This window comes from Pontimicrobium aquaticum, assembly GCF_005047595.1.
GTDB lineage: Bacteria > Bacteroidota > Bacteroidia > Flavobacteriales > Flavobacteriaceae > Pontimicrobium > Pontimicrobium aquaticum.
Genome location: NZ_SUPL01000005.1, coordinates 52,671 through 77,891, shown reverse-complemented (window position 1 = coordinate 77,891; position 25,221 = coordinate 52,671). Strand labels below are relative to the sequence as shown.

At 33.1% G+C, this 25,221-nt stretch carries 20 protein-coding genes; 9 read left to right on the top strand and 11 right to left on the bottom strand.

All coding sequences use genetic code 11. From position 1 onward, the window contains the following. The first annotated feature begins 98 nt into the window (after positions 1–98). Positions 99–527, top strand: a complete 429-nt coding sequence (locus E5167_RS10060) for a deoxycytidylate deaminase (protein ID WP_136843665.1) — start codon at positions 99–101, stop codon at positions 525–527. Next, positions 527–2,116 (top strand): S41 family peptidase, encoded by a 1,590-nt coding sequence (locus tag E5167_RS10055; protein WP_136843663.1) that lies wholly within the window; start codon positions 527–529, stop codon positions 2,114–2,116. The genes E5167_RS10060 and E5167_RS10055 overlap by 1 nt, the downstream gene beginning before the upstream one ends. Here the strand turns inward: E5167_RS10055 and E5167_RS10050 are convergent. The 3 genes from E5167_RS10050 to E5167_RS10040 are packed head-to-tail and all read right to left on the bottom strand — an operon-like array spanning position 2,113 to position 3,505. Then, positions 2,113–2,721 (bottom strand): FAD-dependent oxidoreductase, encoded by a 609-nt coding sequence (locus E5167_RS10050; RefSeq protein ID WP_136843660.1) that lies wholly within the window; start codon positions 2,719–2,721, stop codon positions 2,113–2,115. The genes E5167_RS10055 and E5167_RS10050 overlap by 4 nt on opposite strands. Next, positions 2,721–2,924, bottom strand: coding sequence for a hypothetical protein (locus E5167_RS10045; protein ID WP_136843658.1), 204 nt, complete (start codon positions 2,922–2,924; stop codon positions 2,721–2,723). The genes E5167_RS10050 and E5167_RS10045 overlap by 1 nt, the downstream gene beginning before the upstream one ends. A 2-nt stretch (positions 2,925–2,926) precedes the next feature. After that, positions 2,927–3,505 (bottom strand): MarC family protein, encoded by a 579-nt coding sequence (locus tag E5167_RS10040; protein ID WP_136843657.1) that lies wholly within the window; start codon positions 3,503–3,505, stop codon positions 2,927–2,929. A gap of 131 nt (positions 3,506–3,636) precedes the next feature. Here E5167_RS10040 and E5167_RS10035 point away from each other — a divergent pair, with 131 nt between their 5' ends. From E5167_RS10035 to E5167_RS10025, 3 genes are all read left to right on the top strand, one after another. Further along, positions 3,637–4,203: a DUF3109 family protein gene (locus E5167_RS10035; protein WP_136843655.1), complete on the top strand. Its 567-nt coding sequence runs from the start codon at positions 3,637–3,639 to the stop codon at positions 4,201–4,203. 347 nt (positions 4,204–4,550) lie between these two features. After that, a complete protein-coding gene (locus E5167_RS10030; RefSeq protein ID WP_136843653.1) occupies positions 4,551–5,531 on the top strand; it encodes a ribonucleotide-diphosphate reductase subunit beta in 981 nt (326 codons plus the stop codon). A 191-nt stretch (positions 5,532–5,722) separates the two neighbouring features. After that, positions 5,723–8,203 (top strand): ribonucleoside-diphosphate reductase subunit alpha, encoded by a 2,481-nt coding sequence (locus tag E5167_RS10025; RefSeq protein ID WP_136843651.1) that lies wholly within the window; start codon positions 5,723–5,725, stop codon positions 8,201–8,203. A 170-nt stretch (positions 8,204–8,373) separates the two neighbouring features. Here the strand turns inward: E5167_RS10025 and E5167_RS10020 are convergent, their stop codons facing one another. Further along, the gene (locus E5167_RS10020; RefSeq protein WP_136843649.1) at positions 8,374–8,841 is read right to left on the bottom strand and encodes a hypothetical protein; all 468 of its coding nucleotides are present in this window, start codon (positions 8,839–8,841) and stop codon (positions 8,374–8,376) included. Position 8,842: 1 nt separating this feature from the next. Then, complete coding sequence (locus E5167_RS10015) at positions 8,843–9,565, bottom strand: DUF6503 family protein (protein WP_136843647.1); 723 nt, start codon at positions 9,563–9,565, stop codon at positions 8,843–8,845. A gap of 102 nt (positions 9,566–9,667) precedes the next feature. On the opposite strand from E5167_RS10015, the gene E5167_RS10010 reads away from it, so the two are divergent. After that, a complete protein-coding gene (locus E5167_RS10010; protein WP_136843645.1) occupies positions 9,668–11,431 on the top strand; it encodes a Na/Pi cotransporter family protein in 1,764 nt (587 codons plus the stop codon). A 30-nt stretch (positions 11,432–11,461) separates the two neighbouring features. On the opposite strand, the gene E5167_RS10005 is transcribed toward E5167_RS10010, so the two are convergent. Next, positions 11,462–13,771 (bottom strand): inorganic phosphate transporter, encoded by a 2,310-nt coding sequence (locus tag E5167_RS10005; RefSeq protein WP_136843643.1) that lies wholly within the window; start codon positions 13,769–13,771, stop codon positions 11,462–11,464. A gap of 70 nt (positions 13,772–13,841) precedes the next feature. Continuing rightward, positions 13,842–15,032 (bottom strand): porin, encoded by a 1,191-nt coding sequence (locus tag E5167_RS10000; protein ID WP_136843641.1) that lies wholly within the window; start codon positions 15,030–15,032, stop codon positions 13,842–13,844. A gap of 384 nt (positions 15,033–15,416) precedes the next feature. Between E5167_RS10000 and E5167_RS09995 the strand changes: the two genes are divergently transcribed. Beyond that, positions 15,417–15,743, top strand: a complete 327-nt coding sequence (locus E5167_RS09995; RefSeq protein WP_136843639.1) for a toxin-antitoxin system YwqK family antitoxin — start codon at positions 15,417–15,419, stop codon at positions 15,741–15,743. Between the two features lie 68 nt (positions 15,744–15,811). Here the strand turns inward: E5167_RS09995 and E5167_RS09990 are convergent, their stop codons facing one another. The 3 genes from E5167_RS09990 to E5167_RS09980 form a co-directional block, all read right to left on the bottom strand. After that, on the bottom strand, positions 15,812–17,836 hold the full coding sequence (locus E5167_RS09990) for a hypothetical protein (RefSeq protein ID WP_136843637.1): 2,025 nt from the start codon (positions 17,834–17,836) through the stop codon (positions 15,812–15,814). Positions 17,837–17,961: 125 nt separating this feature from the next. Continuing rightward, the gene (locus E5167_RS09985) at positions 17,962–20,787 is read right to left on the bottom strand and encodes a TonB-dependent receptor (RefSeq protein WP_136843635.1); all 2,826 of its coding nucleotides are present in this window, start codon (positions 20,785–20,787) and stop codon (positions 17,962–17,964) included. A gap of 277 nt (positions 20,788–21,064) precedes the next feature. Then, positions 21,065–21,451 carry a carboxypeptidase-like regulatory domain-containing protein gene (locus tag E5167_RS09980; RefSeq protein WP_136843633.1) on the bottom strand — a complete coding sequence of 129 codons (387 nt, stop codon included), beginning with the start codon at positions 21,449–21,451 and terminating at the stop codon, positions 21,065–21,067. A gap of 190 nt (positions 21,452–21,641) precedes the next feature. On the opposite strand from E5167_RS09980, the gene dgt reads away from it, so the two are divergent. Beyond that, positions 21,642–22,985: a dGTP triphosphohydrolase gene (gene dgt, locus E5167_RS09975; protein WP_136843631.1), complete on the top strand. Its 1,344-nt coding sequence runs from the start codon at positions 21,642–21,644 to the stop codon at positions 22,983–22,985. Here the strand turns inward: dgt and dxs are convergent. Beyond that, positions 22,980–24,728, bottom strand: a complete 1,749-nt coding sequence (gene dxs, locus E5167_RS09970) for a 1-deoxy-D-xylulose-5-phosphate synthase (RefSeq protein ID WP_136843629.1) — start codon at positions 24,726–24,728, stop codon at positions 22,980–22,982. The two genes, dgt and dxs, sit on opposite strands and share 6 nt — an antisense overlap. Before the next feature lie 41 nt (positions 24,729–24,769). On the opposite strand from dxs, the gene E5167_RS09965 reads away from it, so the two are divergent. After that, positions 24,770–25,219: a nucleoside deaminase gene (locus E5167_RS09965; RefSeq protein WP_136843627.1), complete on the top strand. Its 450-nt coding sequence runs from the start codon at positions 24,770–24,772 to the stop codon at positions 25,217–25,219. Positions 25,220–25,221: the final 2 nt, after the last annotated feature.

Sequence of the window (25,221 nt, the reverse complement as noted above, 5' to 3'; positions counted from 1 at the left end):
AAGTTTTGTAAAACTTTAACGTTAGTTAGAGCAAGCAACCGTTAATAATGTATAGATAATCGTTACTTTTGAAGTTCTATTGCATTTAAAAAAAGCGTATGCCAGAGCAAAAGCAACTAAAATACGATAAAGCCTACCTAAGAATGGCTCAAGAATGGGGAAAACTGTCCTATTGTGAGCGAAAAAGAGTTGGTGCAATTATTGTAAAAGATAGAATGATAATCTCTGATGGTTATAATGGTACACCAACTGGATTTGAGAATTTTTGTGAAGATGATGAAGGCTACACAAAATGGTATGTTTTACATGCCGAAGCTAACGCCATTTCTAAAGTAGCATCCTCAACTCAGTCATGTAAAGGAGGTACCTTATATATAACCCTTTCGCCTTGTAAGGAGTGTAGTAAATTAATACATCAAGCAGGTATAGTAAGAGTGGTCTTTAAGGATGCTTATAAAGATGACTCTGGTGTTAAATTTTTAGAAAAAGCAGGGATAGAAATAAGCCATATAACTGAATTAAGCTAATGCATATTCAAAAAAAATATTTGCCAATAATTGTTAGTCTAGCAATAGCCTTGGGGATTTTTATTGGCGGAAAATTAAGTTTTAATGATACATCCGACAGACTGTTTTCTTCTAATTCAAAAAAAGATAAAATAAACAGGCTTATCGATTATATTGACTATGAGTATGTTGATAGTATAAATACTGATAGTATAGTAGATGTTACTGTAAATCGCATATTAGACAATCTCGATCCGCATTCAACATACATTCCAAAAACCGATAGAGAACGTGTTGCCAACAATATGAAAGGCGATTTTGTTGGTATAGGTGTTAGCTTTTATACTTATAAAGATTCAGTAACAGTTATTAGAACTTTAGAAGGAGGTCCAAGTGAAAAAGCAGGAATTAAAGGAGGTGATAGAATAGTAGTTGCCGATGGTGATTCAATTTTTGGACCTACATGGAGTAACGACGATATTGTAGCAAAATTAAAAGGCGAAAAAAACTCTAAGGTTAAGCTTCAAGTTTATAGACGAGGTGAACCTAAATTACTCGATTTTAAAGTAAAACGTAGCGAAGTGCCACTTAAGAGTGTAGATGCTTCTTACATGTTGACAGAAGATTTAGGTTATATAAAAGTGAATCGTTTTGCAGAATCAACTTATAAAGAATTTAAAAAAGGACTTGATAATTTGCAAAATCAAGGAGCTACCAAACTAGTATTAGATTTAAGAGATAATCCAGGAGGCTTTTTACATATTGCAAAACAAATTGCTGATGAGTTTTTAGAAGATGATAAACTTATCGTGTTCACCAAAAATAAAAAAGGTAAGATTGAAAATTATTTAGCTACAAGAAAAGGCGATTTCGAAAATGGAGAAATATATGTGCTAATTAACGAAAATTCAGCTTCTGCAAGCGAGATTATAGCTGGCGCACTCCAAGATAACGATAAAGGAACTATCCTTGGCAGACGTTCTTATGGAAAAGGCTTAGTACAACGCGATATGGCATTAGGTGACGGTAGTGCTGTAAGATTAACAGTTTCTAGGTATTATACACCAACAGGGCGTTCTATTCAGCGTAGTTATGAAAATGGTAATGAAGATTATTACCACGAGTATTACAAACGAATAGATAACGGTGAACTATCTGACGCAAGTAATATAGAAGTTGCCGATTCTTTAAAGTTTACAACGCCAAAAGGGAAAGTGGTTTATGGAGGAGGCGGTATTATTCCTGATGTATTTGTGCCTATCGATAAAAAAATGGAAAATGGTACTATAAGCCGAATTCTTGCCAGTGGTATTATGGATTATTTTGTTTTTGAAGAGTTAGATAAAGACAGAACATCTTTTAAAAATTTATCACAAGATGAATTTGTGAAAAACTATGTGGTAACTAACGATGACTTAGAACGTTTTACAGAATATTTAAATAGAAGGTCGCGTTACAAAATTACATTTGTAGCCTATAAAGAAGAGGTAAAGCTATATCTTAAAGCAACACTTGCTGAACAATTATATGGTAGTGAGGCACATATGCAAGTATTAAATACTAATGATGTGTTGTTAAAAAAAGTAAAAGAATTAACCACTAACAATTAACTACTTATTTTATCATGAACTTTGGTGTGCTTGCCATCGTTCCATAAGGTAAGAATATCTGTAGCTACATGAGCACCACTTCCTGAAGCTATGGCAAATTGACTTCGCCAACCAGCTAAAGTACCTACTACATATAGATTTTTAGTGATTAGGTGATCAACATTTTTTAGCCAAATTTTGTTTTTATCCTTATCGGTTCTTGGGTGTGCTTCAATATAATTTTCTAATCCATTTATGGATATTAAATCCGTATAGCCCACAGCAATAACAACAATTTTGGATTTATAACTATTTTTGTTGGTTGTAACTTCAAAGCAATTTTCTAGGTTATTTATATTACTAGCTTTTTCGTTTTTAATTTGAGAAATATGTGGATATAAATTATTAAGCTGCTTTTTGCCACTTTTAAGGATAGATGCTCCTGTGGTTCCAGGAGAAACTCCTAAAACATTATTTAATAACGCAGTTTGTAAATGAGAGGTTTTTTGGTGTGTAATAATAGCAATCCTCTTAGATTTTACATAAGACCTGTCTTTAGCAGACCCTAAAACTAAAGCGCAGGACATACCTGCTGCACCAGCACCAATAATTAACACATCAAACATTAGCGTTTGTTTTTGACTTTAGATTCAATGTTTTTAGAAACTCTCAAAATTGCTAGTAACAAAATAGCACACAAGCCAGCTAAAACAGTAATTAAAGCCACTGTGCTTTCATCATTAAAAGGATCATTAAAATCTATTTGTGTAAGATTAAAAATAATCAAACCTAAAGCAATAATACTTAATATATATGTAAAAATTCTCATAATTAAAATAAGGCTTTTATGTTGGCTGTGAATAATTTAACAGAAATTGCAAGCAATACTACACCAAATACTTTTCTAATAATATTAATACCGTTTTTACCAATAAAACGTTCAATTCTTACCGAAGTTTTAAGCACTATATAAATTAAAATAACATTAATAATTACTGCTACTATAATATTTTCTAGTCTAAACTCCGCTCTTAAAGATAATAAGGTAGTTAAACTCCCTGGGCCAGCAATAAGTGGAAATGCTAACGGAAATACTGAAGCAGTCATGCCTCCATCTCCTGTATCTTTATATAAAGTAATTCCTAGAATCATTTCTAAGGCAATAAAAAATAAAATAAAGGCACCAGCAACTGCAAACGAATTAACGTCAATTCCAATTAATGCCAATAAACTTTTTCCTAGAAATAAAAATACAACCATAATAACACCAGCAATAATCGATGCTTTTTCACTTTGGATATGTCCAACTTTTTTTCGTAAATCTATAATGATAGGAATATTCCCTATAATATCAATTACCGCAAACAACACCATAAAGGCGGTAAATATTTCCTTAAAATTTAACTGCACTGTTTAAAACTGTTTTAAAATTTCGGACAAAGTTCGGTATTTATAATGTAATTGTAATAATAAAATGTAGGCAATGTTTAAGGTTTATAATTTGTTAGTATAAACAATACAAATACCATTATATTTGCAGTATGTTTCAACTAGGAAAAACAATAGTTTCTGAAGACATTATTGAAAAAGATTTTGTTTGCAATTTAAACGCCTGTAAAGGTGCTTGCTGCATTGATGGCGATGCTGGAGCACCTTTAGAAGAACACGAAGCTAATATTTTAAAAGATATTTATCCAAAAGTAAAGCCTTTTTTACGAGAAGAGGGTATTGATGCTATCGAAGCTCAAGGTGTCTATATTAAAACAGATAATGGCGAACTTGAAACGCCTTTAATTAATGGTGCAGATTGTGCCTATGTTATTTTTGATGAGCATAATACTGCACTTTGTGGTATTGAGGAAGCCTATAATCAAGGAGAAATTCAATGGAAAAAACCTGTGTCTTGTCATTTATATCCAATTCGTGTAAAAGATTACAGTGAATTTTCAGCAGTAAATTATCATCATTGGCACATATGCGATGATGCTTGCCAATTAGGTAAAGAACTTCAAGTACCAGTTTATAAATTCGTAAAAGAGGCGCTTATTAGAAAATTTGGAGAAGATTGGTATGCTGAGTTAGAAAAGGTGGCCCAGACCATGTCGTGAAAATTGTTTATTTTTTTTTAGTGCTCCAACATATTTAATTCATTTTTTAGTAATTTTTAGAAATCTCAAAAACTTTAATTAAATGCTCACTTTTAAATAATTTTCTTTTCAAGAATCCCTTATTTCATAAGGGTTGTAAATTTTTGCAAATTATTAAAATATTGATAATCAGTATTTTACTTTTATTTTTTTGTAAACTTATTTGTGGGAAAAAAATCACTCGTTGTTAAAAACTTGTTAACATTGTTTATAAAATAGCCTTTCATTTCCGACCACTTTTTTAAATATTTGTGAGTCCGTAGATTAAGCTAATCTTTTATATCAAATTTTTAAAATTTCACGCTATTATGTCAAACCAAACAGAACCCATTTTACAAGAAAATAAAGATCGATTTGTGATTTTTCCTATTCAGCATCATGATATATGGGAATGGTATAAAAAACAAGAAGCAAGTTTTTGGACTGCTGAAGAAATTGATTTACATCAAGATATAATTGATTGGGATTCTAAGTTGAGTGACGACGAACGTTATTTTATAAAACACATCTTAGCATTTTTTGCCGCAAGTGATGGCATTGTAAATGAAAATTTAGCTGAAAACTTTGTATCTGAGGTGCAATATACCGAAGCAAAGTTTTTCTATGGTTTCCAAATTATGATGGAAAATATTCATTCTGAAGTGTATTCGTTATTAATAGACACTTATGTAAAGGATGAAACCGAAAAAGATCAACTTTTTAGAGCTATTGAAGTGTTTCCCGCAATTAAAGAAAAGGCAGATTGGGCTTTAAAGTGGATTGAATCACCAAGTTTTGCCGAACGCTTAATTGCATTTGCAGCAGTAGAAGGTATCTTTTTCTCTGGAAGTTTTTGCTCAATATTCTGGCTTAAAAAACGTGGTTTAATGCCTGGATTAACCTTCTCTAATGAACTTATTTCTCGAGACGAAGGATTGCACTGCGACTTTGCGGTACACTTGCATAATCACCACATGATAAATAAAGTGCCTAAAGAACGTATCACAAAAATTTTAACAAACGCGTTAGATATTGAACGTTCATTTATTACAGAATCATTACCAGTAAGTTTAATTGGTATGAATGCAAAATTAATGACACAATACCTAGAGTTTGTAACAGATAGATTACTAGTTGAATTTGGCTGCGATAAAGTTTACAACTCAACTAATCCATTTGATTTTATGGACATGATCTCACTACAAGGAAAAACTAATTTCTTTGAAAAGCGTGTGTCTGAATACCAAAAAGCTGGAGTTCTTAACAAGGAAGAAGAAAAGGACAAATTTAGCTTTGATGCTGACTTTTAATTCAATTTAGAATTAAATACCATTCCCAAAAATTTGGGAAACCATGTAACATTTTAAGAAATAATTGAAGCGTTTTTAGGAAGCCTAAGGTAGGAAGAAACCGCTTAAATTATTGAAACAAGAAATACCAAAACTAACTAATTAATCATTTTTTTGAATTTTTTTCAAAAAAAACAAACACAAAAAACCCTATGTATGTAGTAAAAAGAGACGGAAGAAAAGAACCAATGATGTTCGATAAAATCACTGCTAGAGTGAGAAAACTATGCTATGGACTTAACGAACTAGTTGACCCTGTAAAGGTTGCAATGCGAGTTATAGAAGGTTTATACGATGGTGTAACCACAAGCGAATTAGATAATTTGGCAGCCGAAATTGCTGCAACATTAACTACTGCACATCCAGATTATGCACGTTTAGCAGCAAGAATTTCTGTATCTAATCTACATAAAAACACAAAAAAAACCTTTAGTGAGGTGATGCACGACCTCTACACGTACGTCAACCCAAGAACAGGTAAAGATGCGCCTTTATTGTCAGATGAGGTATATAACGTGATTATGGAAAATAAAGAACGATTAGATTCTACAATTATCTATAACCGTGATTTTGGGTACGATTATTTTGGGTTTAAAACATTAGAGCGTTCGTATTTGCTAAAACTTAACGGTCAAATTGCTGAGCGCCCACAGCATATGTTAATGCGTGTGTCTGTTGGTATTCATTTAAACGACTTAGATGCAGCTGTAGAAACTTACGAGTTGATGTCTAAAAAGTACTTTACACACGCCACACCAACACTGTTTAATTCAGGAACACCTAAGCCACAAATGTCGTCTTGTTTTCTTTTAACAATGAAAGAAGATAGCATCGATGGTATTTACGATACACTTAAGCAAACAGCCAAAATATCTCAATCAGCAGGAGGAATAGGTTTAGCTATGCATAACATTCGTGCTACAGGAAGTTATATAGCAGGAACCAATGGTACTTCTAACGGAATTGTACCAATGTTAAGAGTATTTAACGATACAGCTAGATACGTAGATCAAGGAGGCGGAAAACGTAAAGGAAGCTTTGCAATGTATTTAGAACCATGGCATGCCGATATTTTTGATTTTCTTGATTTAAAAAAGAATCATGGAAAAGAAGAAATGCGTGCAAGAGACTTGTTCTATGCCATGTGGATTCCAGATTTATTCATGAAACGTGTACAAGAAGATGGCAATTGGACACTAATGTGCCCTAACGAATGCCCTGGTTTACCAGATACGCATAGCGAAGAGTTCGAAGCATTATACACCAAGTATGAAGAAGCAGGAAAAGGACGCAAAACAATAAAGGCTCGTGAACTTTGGGAGAAAATTACCGAATCTCAAATAGAAACAGGAACGCCTTATATGTTGTATAAAGATGCAGCAAACCGTAAATCTAATCAGCAAAATTTAGGAACCATTCGTTCGTCTAACTTATGTACAGAAATTTTAGAATACACTTCTCCAGACGAGGTTGCAGTTTGTAATTTGGCTTCTATTGCATTGCCAATGTTTGTTAAAAATGGCGAGTTTGACCATAAAGAGTTATTCCGAATCACTAAACGTGTTACTAAAAATTTAAATAAAGTAATTGACAGAAATTACTATCCTGTAAAAGAAGCTGAAAATTCTAACTTCCGTCACAGACCAATTGGTTTAGGAGTTCAAGGATTGGCAGATACGTTTATTAAACTACGCTTACCGTTTACCAGCGATGAAGCTAAAAAGCTAAACCAAGATATTTTTGAAACACTTTACTATGCAGCTGTGACTGCAAGTATGGAAGAAGCTAAAGAAGATGGACCTTACCAAACGTATGAAGGCTCTCCAATAAGCAAAGGCGAGTTCCAGCATAACCTTTGGGGAATTAAAGAAGAAGAATTAAGCGGCAATTGGGATTGGGCAAAACTACGCAAACAAGTATTAAAACATGGTGTGCGTAATTCGTTATTAGTAGCACCAATGCCAACTGCTAGTACCTCACAAATTTTAGGAAATAACGAATGTTTCGAACCATATACCTCTAATATTTACACACGTCGTGTGTTATCTGGAGAATTTATTGTAGTTAACAAACACTTGTTAGAAGACTTAGTTGAACTTGGCCTATGGAATGATGCCCTAAAACAAGAAATCATGAGAGCCAATGGTTCTATTCAAGGAATTGATGTTATCCCTCAAGACATTAAAGAATTGTATAAAACAGTTTGGGAATTGAGTATGAAAGATATTATAGATATGTCTCGTCAACGAGGATACTTTATCGATCAATCTCAGTCGCTTAACCTATTTATGGAAGGTGCCACTATGGCAAAATTAACATCCATGCATTTCTATGCTTGGAAAAGCGGACTAAAAACAGGAATGTATTACTTACGTACTAAGAGTGCTGTTGACGCTATTAAGTTTACACTTGATAATAAGAAAAAAGCACAACCAGTTGAAGCTACAGCTACTGTAACAGCAGAAGCAGCTACAGAAATTGTGGTGGCGCAACGTAAGGAAAAAGCAGCCAAAACAGCTGCAAAATTTGCACAAGAAACCGAAGTTGAACCAATGTCGGCTGAAGAAATGAAAGCTTTAATTGCCCAAGCTAAAGAAGCTGAAGGCGACGATTGTTTAATGTGCGGTTCTTAATAATTCAATAAATAAATGTTGTCAAATGGGGGGAAAGAAGTTAATTCTTCTTCCCATTTTAAATTTTTAAAAAATGAAGAATCTAGAAACTAAACCAGGAGGAGGAGGTACTCAAACTAATTCACAGCCAGCACCTTCTAGACCGCAAAAACCCAGTGGTACGGGTAGGCCTAAAAAGTAGTAAGCAAAAATATTGATATTGTAATTAAGCCAACAAATAAAGTTACTAAAGCACCAAGATTTAACCATGTGATTGCGCTATTCAAAATTTTCATTCTATTAATTTTGTTTTCTTCTTTACTTTCATATCTAATAATTTCTTGTTCTTTTTGTGCCCATTCTTTTTCATTTTGATGAACTTTGACTGCAAAATGTTGATTGATAAAGTTTAAAACTATGGTGATTATAAAAAACACCATAGATGCTTTAACTAATGAAGTTTCAATATCCAGTTGGTTTTCAAAGATGAACTTCAGAATGGTTGCTCCAAAAACAATTCCACCAGTACTTAAGGTAATTGTCAAGTAATCAATTCTATTTCGAGAATAGCTTTCTACCTTAGAAGATTCATTATAGTAATTTTTAATAAATTCATTGTAAGTATCAATTTCCGGTTGTTTGTTCTTATTTTTTTTCATTTTACTCCAATATATCTGTCCCTAAATACCCATCATCTTTATTATAATACCAAGCACGTTTTTTTGGCATTTTAATGCCATTAACCATAGCTTCCTCGGTTAATACAATATACTCACCAGTATCATCTTTTTGGTTGCCATTATCATCTTGTTTAAAAAACTGGTAAACTTCCATGGCATAGGTGTCTGGATTAAAATAAAAATACCAAATATCTGTTCCAACGTCTTTATCGTAAGTAGCTTTTAAAACCAAATACTCTTTGCCTTTAAATGTTTTTGTTTCAACGGTTTTAGCAATATGGGTTCCAGGATCTTTCAGCTTCATAGGTAAACCATACAAATAGGTATAGTAGTTTTTATACATATTGGCACGATCGCAACTTAAATTATACGCTTTAGCTGTAGCTTCAGCAATATTTGTACTGTCATTTAACCCAATGGTGCATTCGCCCTTATTTAAATTGTATTTAGTGGTTATGGTATCTCGAGTTGCAGTTAAAGAAAACACATCCTCTGGAAGGTTAATGGAAATTGTACTTAGCCTATCAGAGCTATTAGGTGTTTCCATGTGTACATTAAAAGTGGCATCAAAAGCATTCCAATTACCATTTGGGTCATGATAATTTATGGCTTTATCAAGTAACATATTTCCTGTTAAAGGAACGTCTTTACATGAAGTAAACAACAAAATAACTATAATAAAGCTTGTAAAAAAGGACTTCATAAGGGTGTGTTTTAATGACATGATTTTTATCATAACAAGGTAAAACTTTTTTAAGTTATATTTAATGAAAATTAATTAGTCGATAAGAACTAACAGAAATATATGCAATACGGTTTTACAGATGTACTTCAATTAATAGGTGCTTTAGGAGTCTTTTTGTTTGGTATGAAAGTGATGAGTGATGCACTTTTAAAACTAGCAGGCGATAAGATGAGGTCTATTTTAGCGACAATGACTTCTAATAGGTTTTTAGGCATTACAACAGGGTTTCTTATTACATCAGTAATTCAATCATCCTCTGCCACAACATTAATGGTGGTAAGTTTTTCAAATGCAGGTTTATTAACCTTAACAGAAGCTATTAGTGTGATTATGGGAGCCAATATTGGAACCACCATAACAGCATGGTTAATCACTATTTTAGGCTTTAAAGTTAGTATGAGTGCCATCGCGTTACCACTTGTAGGTTTTGGTTTTGCGTTTACGTTTGCTAAGAAGAGTAAAACCCAAAATATAGGTAGTTTTATAATTGGCTTTGCGCTTATTTTTATTGGATTGCAGTTTTTAAAGGAGGCAATGCCAGACATTAAAAACAACCCTGAGATATTATCATTCTTATCTCGATATACAGATTTAGGATATTTATCCATACTAATATTTTTGTTTATAGGCACTGTTTTAACGGTTGTTATTCAGTCTTCAAGTGCCACCATGGCATTAACCTTAATAATGACTGCCGAAGGTTGGATACCTTTTGAAATGGCGGCAGCTATGGTTTTAGGCGAAAATATTGGTACTACCATTACTGCAAATTTAGCAGCAATTGTCGCTAATTATCGAGCAAAACAAACTGCTAGAGCACATTTAATTTTTAATATTATTGGCGTTATCTGGATGTTGGCGTTATTTTATCCCTTTTTAAGACTTGTAAGTTGGTTATCTGTTCAGTTTGGATCTAACTCACCATATTTAAGTGCAGCGGCTATTCCTGTTGCTATTTCACTATTCCACACTATGTTTAATATTATGAATACCTTTTTATTAGTGTGGTTTGTAAAGCCAATAGCTAAAGTTGTAGAAAGAGTTGTGCCAAAAAGGCTAGATACAACTAAAGCAGTTGATGAACCTAAATTCTTAACTAACAACGCATTAAAATACCCTGAAACAGCCATTGCTACTTTAATAAAAGAGTCAAAATATTTATTTAAAAATGCTGTTTTTGAAATAGTAGCACATGCTTTAAACATTCATAGAGAAGATATAAAATCAGATTTAAAGCTTAAAAAGGTGATTAAAAAATCTAATATCTTGTTTGAAACAGATATAAGAACATTATACACCACGCGGATAAAGCATATCTATGGCGAGATAATTAAGTTTGCTACTAAAGCACAGAGTACATTATCCTTAACTGAAACACAAAACAATGAAGTAGCCGAAATTAAAGCAGCTAATAGGCGCATGGTTGAAGTAATAAAGGACGTAAATGAATTAAGCAGGAATATCGAACTTTATCTAAACTCTAATAATCCGCATATTAAAAAAGAGTATGATAAGCTTAGAAAAAAAGTAGCAAAAGTACTTCGTGTTATTTATTTGTTTAGAACAGAAAAAGATAATAACAAATATTATGAGACGCTTAAAAAATTAAAGGATAGAGCGAGGGTTAATAAGCAAACAGATAATTTAGAGATAAACAATTTAATTAGAAAAGACCTAATAACAGTTGAAATGGCATCGTCTTTAGTTAACGACAATGACAATGTCAATGACATGATAAAAAACCTAATTATTGTTGCCGAACTGCTTTACGGTAAAAGAGATACTATTTTAGAGAATGACACAAAAAAAGCACCTATAGAGTAGGTGCTTTTTTATATTTAAAGGTATTTTTTCTTATTTAGATTCCTCAACATCACCAGAAACTGAATTATCTTCAATATCATCAGGAAGCGTTGCTGGTTCTACCGAACTATCATGAGAATTATGATATTCTTCTAATAAGTTCATGGTAGCATTCATTAAATCTTTAGTTTCAAGCAATACACTAAAATATAGCGTTGTGTTTTTAGGACTTGACTCTTCGGTTCTAGTACGTTTAACTTGTTTTTTTATTTTGTCTTTTACCAAATCGTAAACTTCCTTCTTTTCGTTAATAATAGTACCAATTTCTTCAAAAGATCCAGCTTTAAAAGCTTTTTCTGTATCGTTAAAAAGAATTTCAAGCTTGTCATCAATTTCTTTAAGTTCTTTAATTTGGTTGAACTTAAGTTTTTTGTGGTTATTATTAATATGCTTGTGGCAGACTTTTGAAATATATTCTAAAGACTGGGTCATATCTTGTAAGTAACCTAATATGTCAATGTAAAAACCACTGGCTTCAACACTAGACTCATCTAGGTTTTTAATGAAGAAGAAAATATTGTCTCTTAAATCATCTACTTCTTGAGTTAATTTAACAACCTGTTTTTTACTCTTCTTTAACAAAGTTAAATCTTGTCTTGCTAGTCCTACAATAGCGTTAGAGTATATTCTGTTAGTGCGTTTTACAACATTTGCAATGTTTTTGGCACTTTCTTGAATAACACCTTGAACAGAGCTACTTTCGGCTTTTGTTAAACTATCTTCATCAACTGTTTTACTTGAGCTTTTTTGGTGAGACTTGTAATTTCTATATAATAACACAACGGTAATTAATAATAAAATAGGTATCATGACCTTAGGATTCCAGTTAATTAAATACACTACAATTCCTGAGGCTATAAATGCTCCTATGGCAGTTCCAAACCAACCTCCAATAACATTTAATACACCAGCAACACGATACACAGCACTTTCACGTCCCCAAGCGCGATCTGCAAGTGATGTACCCATGGCTACCATAAAAGTTACATAGGTTGTAGATAAAGGCAATTTCATAGAGGTTGCAATGGCAATTAATACACCAGCCACCATAAGGTTTACCGACGCACGAATCATGTCGAATGCTGGAGCATCAATACTTTGATCTTTTGTTAAAATAACATCAGATTTTTTAAAACTTTTAGAAACACTTTCTTGAACAGATGTTGGCACTAAGGCACTAAAGTAATTTGAAAGTTGTGAAGTCCCTTTTACAACACTTCTTGAAAGCCTATTAGGTTCAAACTTTTCATGCGTTTCACCTTGGCGTGATAAGCTAATTTCTGTTTCGGCTACTGTTTTTGCTTTTTTAGAAAGCCATAAGGTTAAAACCATTATACCTCCAGCTATAAATAACAATAATGGTTCAGCAGGTACTTTTTTATCTAACACAGCCATAGACATAGTCGTATCCATACCACTACTAGCCCACGCTTCATAAGAATGATATGCAGCCATTGGAACACCAATAAAATTCACTAAATCGTTCCCTGAAAATGCTAATGCTAAACCAAATGTTCCAACACCAATTACAAATAGGAGTACTGTTTTTTTAGTGATTTGCTCAAATATAAATGAGAACAATGCCCAAAACACAAAACTTCCTAATATTATATATACTTCATTTCCTTCGAGCATACCTTTAAGATCGCTATAATATGGTGTTCCTTTTAATCCTTTTAAAAATATAAAGTAGGTAATAGCTGTTAAGGCAACGCCTCCAAAAATAACTCCAAAATTCTTTATTTTTTTCTCGTAGTTGAAAGTAAAAATAACTCTAGAGACCCATTGCACTATGGCTCCAACAGTAAAAGCTATTAATACAGAAAGCAAAATTCCACTAATAATGGTTAGAGCTGTTTCTGTATTAATGTAATTACCTAAATCAGCTAAAGTCTGACTTTCTGAACTGCTAATTTTAATTAATGACATTACAACGGCAGCACCCAATAAGTTAAATACTATTGAAACTGTTGTTGATGTTGGAAGCCCAAGGGTGTTAAAGAAGTCCAATAGTAATATATCGGTAATCATAACTGCCATAAAAATGAGCATAATTTCGCTAAACTCAAATTGAGCTGGAACAAAAATTCCTTTTCTAGCAACCTCCATCATACCACTAGAAAACACGGCGCCTATAAATATTCCTAAGCTAGCAACAATCATAATGGTTCTTAATGAAATGGCTTTTGAGCCAATGGCTGAGTTTAGGAAGTTAATAGCATCGTTACTTACTCCAACTACAATATCTGCAACGGCAAGAATCGTAATGGCAATTAACATTAATAAATAAATATTATCCATAATTTAGTTATAGTTAGTGTGCAAAAATCTTTAGTTTTTTGCTGTAAAATGTTACGTTAATGTTATGTTTTTAAAAATGAATATCAAACTGAAGTCTCCACATTACATTGCTGTTGCTTGTATCGACATCTAAATAACTTATATCTGTTTGTACTTTTAAATTGTGACCTACAATATACTTAGAAACACCCAAAGTATATTGCTGCTCTTTATTTTTTCCTGTAATATTTTTGTCTAATTCAATGTTGGTATATCTTCCAGATAGTTCCCAATCATTTTTAAACAAGATTCCTGATTGTACATTTAGACCTTTTCCTACTTGTACCACATCTCCTGTAAGCGTGCCATTTGAGTTTTTTGCAAATGGATTTTTAGCATCTCTATCGGCATATTCGGCCATTAAAGAAAACCCTTGGTATTTAAACATAGCGTCAATAAAAAGCGTATTTATATTTGTTTGATAAAAACCTTCGTCGTTTTCCATATAAGAACCTTGATTGCTTCTATTTTTTACGGCATTGGCATTGTGGTCGTAAGTGATACCTAAGGCTAGTTTTGGAGATGCTTCTCTTTTTAAATCAGCTCCTTTATAATCTCCTTTACTGGCAAAATTACCCATTGGCAATAATTCAATGCGTCCAGTATATTGGTGACCTCCAATATTCCCCGTTGTAATATTTCTACCTTCACCTTGAGCAATCGAAAATATTTCTTTTACAACAAAAGTCTCTGTTAAATTAAAATGATGCCTAAGCTGTATGCCTAAATCTCTGTCAATATTAAACCTGCTGTTAAGTAACGAACGATCTACTTGTTGCATATTTGCTGAAGATATAACACGTTCTCTGTTACCAGGTAACTTAGTTTGCCCAAACCAAAGCTCAAAATTTTCATAGAAATTCCACTTTATTACTGCATCTAATATATATCGAGGAGCATTACTAGTAAAAGGAGAAGCGCCTGAAATATCTCTGTTAGATAATCCTAACTCTAATTTATATTTAAGTTTAGGTGTAAAAGCAAACCCATCAAATTTTAAACGAGCACGTCTTACTAAAAAATTAGATTCGTTTGATTGGTTTTCTTCCCAATTAGAAATTGCTAAAAATTGCATTCTAGCTCCAATTTTCATAGTCCAAGAACTGTCTTGTCCAACTAAATTAAATAATCCTTTACCAAATTTTGGTGCTGGTATTTCTTGAGCTTGAGTATGTAATAAAGTAAAAACTGCAAAGACAGTTACGAATAGTTTTAGTTTCATGATCTATTAATAGTTTTTGTCGCTGCAAAGAACTATAATCAATGTTAACTTAATGTTACCAAACTATTAATGTTTGGATAAAAAAAAGACTGCCTTGGCCAAAGGCAGTCATTAGAATTCATGATAATGTAGTCGACAAAAACTAATAGATTATATGAAATACTAAATAATTTGTCTTAAGACACAGCAAATATGCAACTCTAACATCATGTTATTGTAATGCTAATATTAATTAAACATTAAGCTTTTTAAATCACCTTTGTGTTTTTATAACATACTGTTTATTAAAATTTTAAAGGCTGAATGTTAATTTAATGTTATGCAAACATTGTTTTAATGTTAAAAAGAATGTATATTTGATATTAGAATGTAAAACCCATAATTATGAAGAACACAATTTTTTTATTGGTTTTTTTAATTTGTGCGGTGTCTTTTGGACAACAAAAGAGAGATTTAAAACTTAATGAAAACAAAAATCTTATTGAAGTAACCTACTATCATGACAATGGAGTTATAAGCCAAATAGGAGCTTATACTTTAGATGGTAAATTACATGGAGAGTGGTTGAGTTTTAATGCACAAGGTGAAAAGACCGTGTCTGCGAATTATGATAATGGGAAAAAAGTCGGCAAATGGATTCACTGGATTGACGGTGTTATGAAAGAAGTCAATTATGATAATAATGTAGTTTCTAAAGAAACTATAAACTAAATAAAAAAGCATCCTTTAAAGGATGCTTTTTTATTTAAAGACTAATTTAAATATAGATAAAGCCTTAATTATAGGTTAGCGTCTTTCCATGTCCATCCTGAGATGTCTAATGGAGTAGCATCATTGCCAGAATTTAAGGTGTACTTTGTAGTTTCACCATTAATTAAAGTAGCATCTGCATCAGCACCTTCAATTTGTACATTAGACAAAGCACCACCATCTTTCATATCTAGATCGACATCATATCCTGTTAAGTGTAACCCAGTAATGGATCCTCCAGATTGCTTTTTAAACTGTAATCCCGTTCCTCCTACTGTAGAAATAGCAGTAATGTTTGTAAAGGTAGGATTAGCATTATCTTTATCTCCTTCGAATACTGTTGAGAAACCTGCAATGGTATGCGAGATATAAGCGTTAGTTACAGATCCGCTCCATTCTTCAGTCCAGTCAATTGAATCGTCATCGTTATTTTCTAAGTATAGGTTAGTAGCTGCCACAGTACCACCAAAGAACTCAACACCGTCATCAGCACCATTGATAACTGATACATTTTCGACTTCAGTATTAGAGCCTACTGCGTAGAAAGATACTCCATTGTATTGAGACTCTGAGTTAATTTGTGCTCCTGTTCCTTTAATTACAAGATATCTAATATGACCAGAATCGTCCGTATCATTTGTACCACCATAGATGAATCCACCTACTTCAGCTGTAGCATCAACACCAGCACTAGTTGTAGCTTCACCACAAATGGTTAAGCCTCCCCAGTCTCCTGGCTCAGAATTTTCGGATGCAATAACAACAGGGCTATCAGAGGTACCGTTAATTTCTATCTGTCCGCCTTTTAATACGGCTATGTAAACTCCTGTTCCACCATCTCTTGCAGTAATTTTTGTGCCAGCAGGGATAATTAATTTACCACCATCTTGTACGATGTAAGAAGAGTTCAATACATAATCAATACCAGCATCTAAAGTAACAGTACCAGAAACAGTTCCTTGTAAAATATTGTTTCCAATAGTTAAGTCAGTATCAACCCAATCAAAATCACTAAGGTCTACTGTAGGAGCAACATTTGCACCGTTTAAAGTGTAAAAATCTGAATCTCCATCTTCTCCAGATAATACAGGAGTGATTGAGTTTTCGAATACTACATTAGAAAGTGCACCACCATCTTTCATATCTAAATCTGTATCATATCCAGATAAAGATAAACCAGTAATTGTTCCACCAGATTGCTTTTTAAATTGTAATGCTGTACCACCAACCGTTGAAATGGCTGTAATGTTATCGAATGTTGGGTTGGCGTTATCTTTGTCTCCTTCAAAAACCGTTGAGAATCCCGAAACAGTATGAGAAATGTATGCAGTATCTATGCCTCCGCTCCATCCTTCAGTCCAGTCGATAGAGTCATCATCGTTGTTTTCTAGGTATAGGTTAGATACAGAAACTGTTCCGCCAAAAAACTCAACACCGTCATCAGCACCATTGATTACTGCTACGTTATTTACTACAGTACCAGAACCAACTGCGTAAAAAGACACACCATTGTATTGAGACTCAGAGTTAATTTGAGCACCTGTACCAACAATTTGTAAATAAGAGATATTTCCTGAACTATCCGAGTCGTTAGTTCCACCATAAATAAACCCACCTACTTCAGCAGTAGCATCAACACCAGCGGTTGTAGTAGCATCACCACAAATAGTTAAACCACCCCAATCACCTGGATCACCAGCTGCTGATGACATTACAACAGGATTTGCAGGGTTTCCGTTAATGAATATTTGTCCACCTTTTAGAACACCAATATATACTTCAGTTCCACCTGCATCAGCTACAATTGTTGTTCCTGCAGGAATAGTTAAACTTGCACCATTGGCAATTGTAAACTGACCTGTTAGGTTATACTGTGTTGAAGCGTTTAAAGTGTAATTTTCAGTTAAGTTCCCTTGCATAATTCCGTTATCAAGGTTTTCAATAACAGCTTCTGTTGGAGGGATGATTGGATCTGGGTCATCGTTGCTACTGCAACTAAATATAGATCCTGATACTACAACTATCATTAATAGTTTTGCAAATAAATTTTTCATGTTGTTCTTTAAAGTTTTAATTGTTCTGCAAAGAAAATTGTTAGTTCTTTCTTTATTATTAATTCAATATTAAACCTAGGTTACATTTACCGTGAGTTTACCATGAAATGTTATGTAAAGGTTAATTAGAATTTATAGGTTAATCCTAAACTGAACTGACTCCCTTTTTTATAGGATTGCACCACATCTTTACTTGAGCTAACAATATTGTCGTTAACATCAAAGATTGTAATTTGCTGCGCCTGCTCAATGCTAGGATTTAAAAGATTTTTTCCTGAAAGTTTTAGCGATAAATTCTTATTGAATTGTTTGCTTACAACCATATCCAGCGTTACAAACCCTTTTTCGATAATTTCATCATTAAATAAGGTAGCGCTATTTTGTAAATCTTCTGGACTTCCTAAAGCATATATCTTATCTGATGAATAGTTACCTGTTAATGTGGCAATAAATTCATTTTCTTTTCTACTGTTGTATGATAAAGAACCATTTAAAATAAAATCAGAGGCACCTTGGAGGTCTGATTCGGTTTTATTAAAATATTGAAATTCCTCATATAGATCTTGATTGAACCACATTTGTGTTACGTTTGCAGTAAGGTTTAAAATACCTTTTTCATCTTCATTCTCTAAAATGCTAACTCTACCTTCAAACTCTAAACCAAATACAGTAGCTGCATCTCCTGTATTATAGTACTGAAAAATTCCCGCAGAGCCTCTGGCTTGAGCCAAGTTGAGAGGATCTTGAATGTTTTTATAGAAAGCCGTAGCTGAAAACAACTCTTCACTGCTTGGGAAAAATTCCCATTTGGCGTCAATATTAAATATGGCAGATTTCACCAACTCAGGATTCCCTTTTATAACACGACCAGTAGGCGAGACATACTCAAATGGTGCAAACTCCTTAAATTCTGGTAATGTTTGGGTGATACTTGATGCAAGACGTAAAAATTGCTTTTCGTTCAATGCGTATTTTAAGTTAATGCTAGGATATATATCGGTATATTCACGATTTAAAATGCCTATTCTTGGAGTTCCTGTATCTCTGTCAATAAAATTCTTAACATTCCAGGCAACATTGATTTCATCTCTTTCAAAGCGCACTCCTACATTTCCAGAAAGACGCTTATTTAAACCAAAATCTAAGTTGGCATATCCAGCAAAGGTTGTTAAGTCAGCATTATAGATATCTGGTTGCTGTTCAATTAGTTTCAGTTCAGGGCTACTTGAGGTATTAAAGTTGCTTGAAGTAAAAGTAGTCGTGAAACTATCTACGTTAGGCACTATAAAATCTCTGGCATTAACACCTATGAATTGCGATTTAAAATCTCTTTCTTTGTAACGGAAATCTCCACCTACATTTAATTTCAAGGGACGATTTTCATCTTCATCCAGTTTGCCAAATTCATAAGCATTTTGGATATAACCGTTATATTCGAAATCTTCAATTTTTTGGCTTGATTTTCTCTGTTGGAAACCTCCAACGTAAGCATAGGTTACCTCTGAAGGATTCAAGATATTAGCTTCGTTTCTAATTCTATTAGGTTCTTCAGCCAATACAAAGTTATAACCATCTGCCCAATTTAGGGTGTTTCTTTCAGAAAGTTTGTGTTCACCCATTAACTGGTTTACAAACATGGTAGTTTGTTTGAAGTTTTGGTCTCTTATAAAAGCTCCATTCTCTTGAGGTTGTTGGTCAAATACATACCCTAAACCGTTTCTTCCAGCCTCATAAACTCTATCTTGAGATTTATTAACGAATAAGTGGTTGTACCCAATGGTATGATTGTCACTTAATGTAATATCTCCTCTTAGGTAAGCAGTGGTGTTAATATTTGAATAGTAATCCTGAACATCAGGAACATTATTCAATGCGTTTGAAGGGTTTGCAGTTGATCTAGGAAACCCATTGTCTTCAATATTTGCTCTATAGCTTCTAAACATTCCTTCACGGTATTCAAAAGACTGTCCGTGTGAAGCAGCACCAAATAGTTTTACTTCTTTTCCAAAGACATCAAACTTGTAAGCACCATTTAAAGAGATGCCAAAGTTAGTAGTGTTATCCTGAACCAAAGGATCCCATCCCTGGTTGGTAATAAGATCGACTAAAGCAAATTCTTTTTGATGAAACCCAAAAGTGGCATCATCTGATATAATGGTCTTTTTAAAATCACCGTCCAATCCAGTAACTGCAGTATTCAATCCTGAACTAATACCAATAGAAAACCCTTTTTTTGAATACTTTTTAGAGACCACATCTACATTACCTGAAGCTTGATCGGCGTAACTACTTGTGGTATAGGTTTTACTAATTCCGATATTCTCAATGATATTAGTAGTAAACAAATTTAAATTGATATTCTTGTTGTTAACATCATCTGATGGAATAGGCAATCCGTTCATACTTGTAGAGAGATATCTATCTCCAAGACCACGAATATAAACATCACCAGAACCTTCACTTTTAGTGACTCCAGAAATTTTAGTAGTGGCGCCAGCAGCATCAGACACACCAATTTCTGATAATCTTTCTGCACCAATGCTTTCTTTTATTTCAAGTGCTTTTTTCTGCTCCAGCAATAATGCTACTTCGCTTTCTTTTCTTGTAGTTGTTGTAATTATCACTTCACTTAAAGATGCTGCACTTGCAGCCATTGGCACATTGACTTCGGTTACTTTATCGGTTTCAACGGTAACCGTTATTTCTTGAGTTTCATAACCAACAAAGCTAAATATTAAGGTATAGCTTCCAGGGGTTAAATTTTCAAAAGCATACAGACCATCAAAGTCTGAGGTTGTTCCAGTTGTGGTTCCTTTTATTAAAATATTTGCAAAAGGTAAAGGTTCATTATTGTACTCTTTGTCAATTAGTTTTCCAACAATAGAACCAGTGTTTTGAGCATACATGATAGTAGCTGAAAACATTAAAAATAATAACGTATAAATTCTCATTAGTTTTTGTACTTTTTTGTTGCCGCAAAGAAACTTATACATTTTAAAGGAGAGGTTAATTGTAGGTTAAACCTCAGTAACAAAAGAGTTATGTTATTGTTATGAAATAGCTAATTTCACATTTTTTTGGAAACAATTATTTAACATAAGGAATAAGGCTTTATAAATTTATCTAAAGAGAGGTGAATAATTAATTAAATAATAAAAAAACAGCCTTCATTTTTGAGATGAAAGCTGTTTTTTTTTTATCTAAATTTATTGAAAATATCTAGAAATCTTAATGACTGTTTGTAGGTCTATCGTCTTTTTTGTCGGCACGATCAAGCGTTAATAATATATCATCAAAAGATAGAGTGCTAGCACTTAGAAAAAGCTTAACAAAAGTCTCTTTGCCAAAAGAATGTTTAGTTTTTATTTCTTGTGTTTCATATCCAACAAAACTATATTCTAAAGTATATGTGCCTTCGGTTAGATTTTCAAATTTGAAGACACCATTTTTATCTGTATAAGTCTCTTTACCTATTTCTTTAATTGAAACTTTCGCAAACTTTAAAGGTTCATTGTTAAGTTCCGCATCCATTAAAATGCCACTAATAGAGCTTGTCTTTTGGGCAAATGCAAATGTCGAAATAAAAAAAGCAGATAAAAAAATAATACGTCTCATACTATATTTTATATAATATGCAAATAAAGTTATTTGGTGTAATTATAATGTTATTTAAACATTAAACAACAGTGGTCAAATGTTACGATAATGTTATCAAAAAAAGCATTGAAATTTTAATTGTAACTAGAATTATTAACATTATTTTTTTACTTAATTTAATTATATTGCGAAGACTTAATAATATGCTATGAATTGGGAACAATTACTGTCCTTAAAACGTTATGGAGATACAAATAAACGACTAAGAAAAGAGCAGGATGAGACTCGACTAGGGTTTGAGGTAGATTACGATCGTATTATATTTTCTTCAGAGTTTAGAAGTCTTCAGGATAAAACACAAGTGATTCCTTTATCCCAAACAGATTTTGTGCATACACGTCTTACACATAGTTTAGAGGTAAGTGTTGTTGGTCGTTCATTAGGGAGACAAGTTGGACTAAGAGTTCTCGAAAAGCATCCACATTTACAAGAAGTTCATGGCTATCAAGCAAACGATTTTGGAGCTATTGTAGCGTCGGCAGCTTTGGCACATGATATTGGAAATCCACCTTTTGGACATTCAGGAGAAAAAGCTATTGGACAATATTTTTCAAAAGGAAAAGGAATTGCGTTTAAAAATCAATTAACACTAAAAGAGTATCAAGATTTATGTGATTTTGAAGGTAATGCTAATGGCTTTAAAATTGCAACTCAATCTAGAGAGGGTAGAGCAGGAGGTTTGCGTTTAAGCTATGCTACCTTAGGAGCGTTTACAAAGTACCCAAAAGAGTCTTTGCCAAAAAAGCCAACCACGCATATAGCAGATAAAAAATATGGTTTTTTTCAAAGTGATAAAGAGGCTTTTTTAGATGTAGCTAAAGATTTAGGACTAAAACCAACCAGAACAGGTAATGATGCAAGTTTTGCAAGACATCCTTTAGCGTTTTTAGTTGAGGCAGCCGATGATATTTGCTATACTATTATTGATTTTGAAGACGGTATTAATCTTGGTTTAATCCCAGAAGAGTTTGCTTTAGAATATTTATCTAAAATTATTAGAAGCACTATTAAACCAGAAAATTATTATGCCCTTTCCACTAGGGAAGATCGTGTTGGTTATTTACGAGCTTTAGCCATAGGATCACTGATAAATGAAGCTGTTGATATTTTCATGAAGTATGAAGCTGCTATTTTGGATGGTAGTTTTTCTACAGCATTGTTAGATAAAAGCCAGTATGAGGCACAAATAAATGATATTATTAAGCTAAGTGTTGAAAACATATATCAATCAAAAGAAGTTGTTGAAAAAGAAATTTCTGGATATGAAGTCATTACCAAACTTCTAGACACATACATTTCGGCAGTTAATAATTGCTATGAAAACCATGCGTCTAATTACGATAAGTTAATTTTAAAAACACTTCCTAAATCTATTAAGGTCAATGATGATAAGCTTTATAACAGAGTGTTAAGTGTATGCCATTTTATATCATTGCTATCAGATAGTAATGCAATTTTAAGTTACAAAAGATTGATGGGAATGACGTTATAACTCATTTGTTATAGTGTTTTTAATACTTTTAGAATCTAAGCCTGTATATTCTTGTAACTCACGTACTTTACCGTGATCTATAAATTTATCGGGAATTCCAAGAATTTTTATGGTATTTGTATAGTTATTCTTAGATGCAAATTCTAATACCTCACTTCCTAACCCGCCTTTAATAGTACCATCTTCTACTGTAAAAATGGTTTGATACCTTTTGAAAATTTGATGCAATAAGTGTTCATCAATTGGTTTTAGGAATTTCATATCGTAATGAGAAACGTCCAAGTCTTTAATGGCATTTGTAACATTATTGGCAATGGTTCCTAAGCTTAATACAGCAATGTTTTTACCCTTTTTTAATTGCACTCCTTTGCCGATACCTATTTTAGTAAAAGGCTGTTTCCAATCCACTATAACACCGTATCCACGAGGGTATCTTATGGCTATTGGTAATTTTAATCCGAGTTGCGCAGTGTGCATAATATTACGTAATTCTACGTCATTTCTAGGCGCAAAAATAATCAAATTAGGTATGCATCGTAAGTACGCCAAATCAAAAACACCATGATGCGTAGCACCATCTTCACCAACTATTCCTGCGCGATCTAAACAAAAAACAACAGGTAGTTTTTGTAAGGCCACATCGTGAATTACTTGGTCGTAAGCGCGTTGTAAAAAAGTTGAGTAAATATTACAAAAAGGTATTAAGCCCTGAGTTGCCATTCCAGCAGCAAGAGTCACAGCATGTTGTTCGGCGATGCCAACATCAAAGGCACGATCTGGAAATACACTCATCATATATTTAAGTGAACTTCCTGTAGGCATTGCAGGTGTAATGCCGATAATGTGTTTGTTTTCTTTAGCTAGTTCAACCAAAGTATGCCCAAAAACATCTTGATACTTCGTAAATTTGGAGGGTTCTTTTAAAATTAAATCTCCCGTAGTAGCATTAAATTTTCCAGGCGCATGATATTTTACTTGATCTTCTTCAGCTTGCTTTAGTCCTTTCCCTTTTTTAGTAATTACATGCAATAATTTAGGGCCTTTTATTGTTTTTAGGCGTTCTAACTCTGTAACAAGTGTATTTATATTATGACCATCAATAGGACCAGAGTAATTAAAATTTAAAGCTTCAAAAATATTATCTTGTTTTTGAGTGCCTTTTTTAACATTGGTTAAATACTGTTTTAAGGCACCAACACTTGGGTCAATACCAATAGCATTATCGTTTAAAATAATTAAGATATTTGCATCTGTAACACCTGCATGATTCAAGCCCTCAAAAGCCATTCCGCTGGCAATTGAAGCATCACCTATAACCGCAATATGTTGTTTGTTTTCACCTTTTAATTTGGATGCAATTGCCATACCTAAAGCTGCAGAAATTGATGTTGAAGAATGTCCAACACCAAAGGTATCATACATATTTTCATCACGTTTTGGAAAACCACTAATACCATTTAGTTGCCTGTTGGTATTGAATACATCTTTTCTTTCAGTTAAAATTTTATGACCATACGCTTGATGTCCAACATCCCAAATTAATAAATCTTTAGGTGTATTAAATACGTAATGTAATGCAATGGTTAATTCAACCACTCCTAAGCTAGCTCCTAAATGACCTTCTTTTGTTGCTACAATATTAATGATGAAATCACGTAACTCTTGAGCAAGTTGAGGTAAGTCATCTTGATTGAGTTGACGTAATTCTTTAGGGGAATTAATATGATTTAATAATTTGCTCATTCAATTACAAATGTACAAGATGAAATTGTATTTTTACGTTTATGGAGCATCCTTTTAACGATACTTATTTTATGAAAAAAGCACTACAAGAAGCCGAAGCTGCTTTTGAAAAAGGAGAAATTCCTGTCGGTGCTGTTGTAGTTGTTAATGATAGAGTTATTGCAAGAGCACACAATCTTACAGAATTACTTAATGATGTCACGGCTCATGCTGAAATGCAAGCTATTACAGCAGCCTCAAACTTCCTTGGAGGTAAGTATCTGCATAATTGTACTTTGTATGTTACTTTAGAACCTTGCCAAATGTGTGCAGGAGCCTTGTATTGGAGCCAGATTAGCAAGATTGTGTATGGTGCTAGAGACGAAAAAAGGGGTTGTGGTGTTATGGGTACTAAATTACACCCTAAAACTAAAATTAAAGGAGGTATTCTTGCTGAAGAAGCCTCTATACTTATGAAAAGATTCTTTATAGAAAAGCGCAATATGAATTAGTA

Coding starts and splice junctions, on each gene's coding strand:
- E5167_RS10000 (WP_136843641.1), bottom strand. CDS start 15,032: ATGAAACTAAAACTATTCGTAACTGTCTTTGCAGTTTTTACTTTATTA.
- E5167_RS09965 (WP_136843627.1), top strand. CDS start 24,770: ATGGAGCATCCTTTTAACGATACTTATTTTATGAAAAAAGCACTACAA.
- dgt (WP_136843631.1), top strand. CDS start 21,642: ATGAATTGGGAACAATTACTGTCCTTAAAACGTTATGGAGATACAAAT.
- E5167_RS10060 (WP_136843665.1), top strand. CDS start 99: ATGCCAGAGCAAAAGCAACTAAAATACGATAAAGCCTACCTAAGAATG.
- E5167_RS10020 (WP_136843649.1), bottom strand. CDS start 8,841: ATGAAAAAAAATAAGAACAAACAACCGGAAATTGATACTTACAATGAA.
- E5167_RS10030 (WP_136843653.1), top strand. CDS start 4,551: ATGTCAAACCAAACAGAACCCATTTTACAAGAAAATAAAGATCGATTT.
- E5167_RS10010 (WP_136843645.1), top strand. CDS start 9,668: ATGCAATACGGTTTTACAGATGTACTTCAATTAATAGGTGCTTTAGGA.
- E5167_RS09985 (WP_136843635.1), bottom strand. CDS start 20,787: ATGAGAATTTATACGTTATTATTTTTAATGTTTTCAGCTACTATCATG.
- E5167_RS10015 (WP_136843647.1), bottom strand. CDS start 9,565: ATGAAGTCCTTTTTTACAAGCTTTATTATAGTTATTTTGTTGTTTACT.
- E5167_RS09995 (WP_136843639.1), top strand. CDS start 15,417: ATGAAGAACACAATTTTTTTATTGGTTTTTTTAATTTGTGCGGTGTCT.
- E5167_RS10025 (WP_136843651.1), top strand. CDS start 5,723: ATGTATGTAGTAAAAAGAGACGGAAGAAAAGAACCAATGATGTTCGAT.
- E5167_RS10050 (WP_136843660.1), bottom strand. CDS start 2,721: ATGTTTGATGTGTTAATTATTGGTGCTGGTGCAGCAGGTATGTCCTGC.
- E5167_RS10005 (WP_136843643.1), bottom strand. CDS start 13,771: ATGGATAATATTTATTTATTAATGTTAATTGCCATTACGATTCTTGCC.
- E5167_RS09980 (WP_136843633.1), bottom strand. CDS start 21,451: ATGAGACGTATTATTTTTTTATCTGCTTTTTTTATTTCGACATTTGCA.
- E5167_RS09990 (WP_136843637.1), bottom strand. CDS start 17,836: ATGAAAAATTTATTTGCAAAACTATTAATGATAGTTGTAGTATCAGGA.
- E5167_RS10055 (WP_136843663.1), top strand. CDS start 527: ATGCATATTCAAAAAAAATATTTGCCAATAATTGTTAGTCTAGCAATA.
- E5167_RS10035 (WP_136843655.1), top strand. CDS start 3,637: ATGTTTCAACTAGGAAAAACAATAGTTTCTGAAGACATTATTGAAAAA.
- dxs (WP_136843629.1), bottom strand. CDS start 24,728: ATGAGCAAATTATTAAATCATATTAATTCCCCTAAAGAATTACGTCAA.
- E5167_RS10045 (WP_136843658.1), bottom strand. CDS start 2,924: ATGAGAATTTTTACATATATATTAAGTATTATTGCTTTAGGTTTGATT.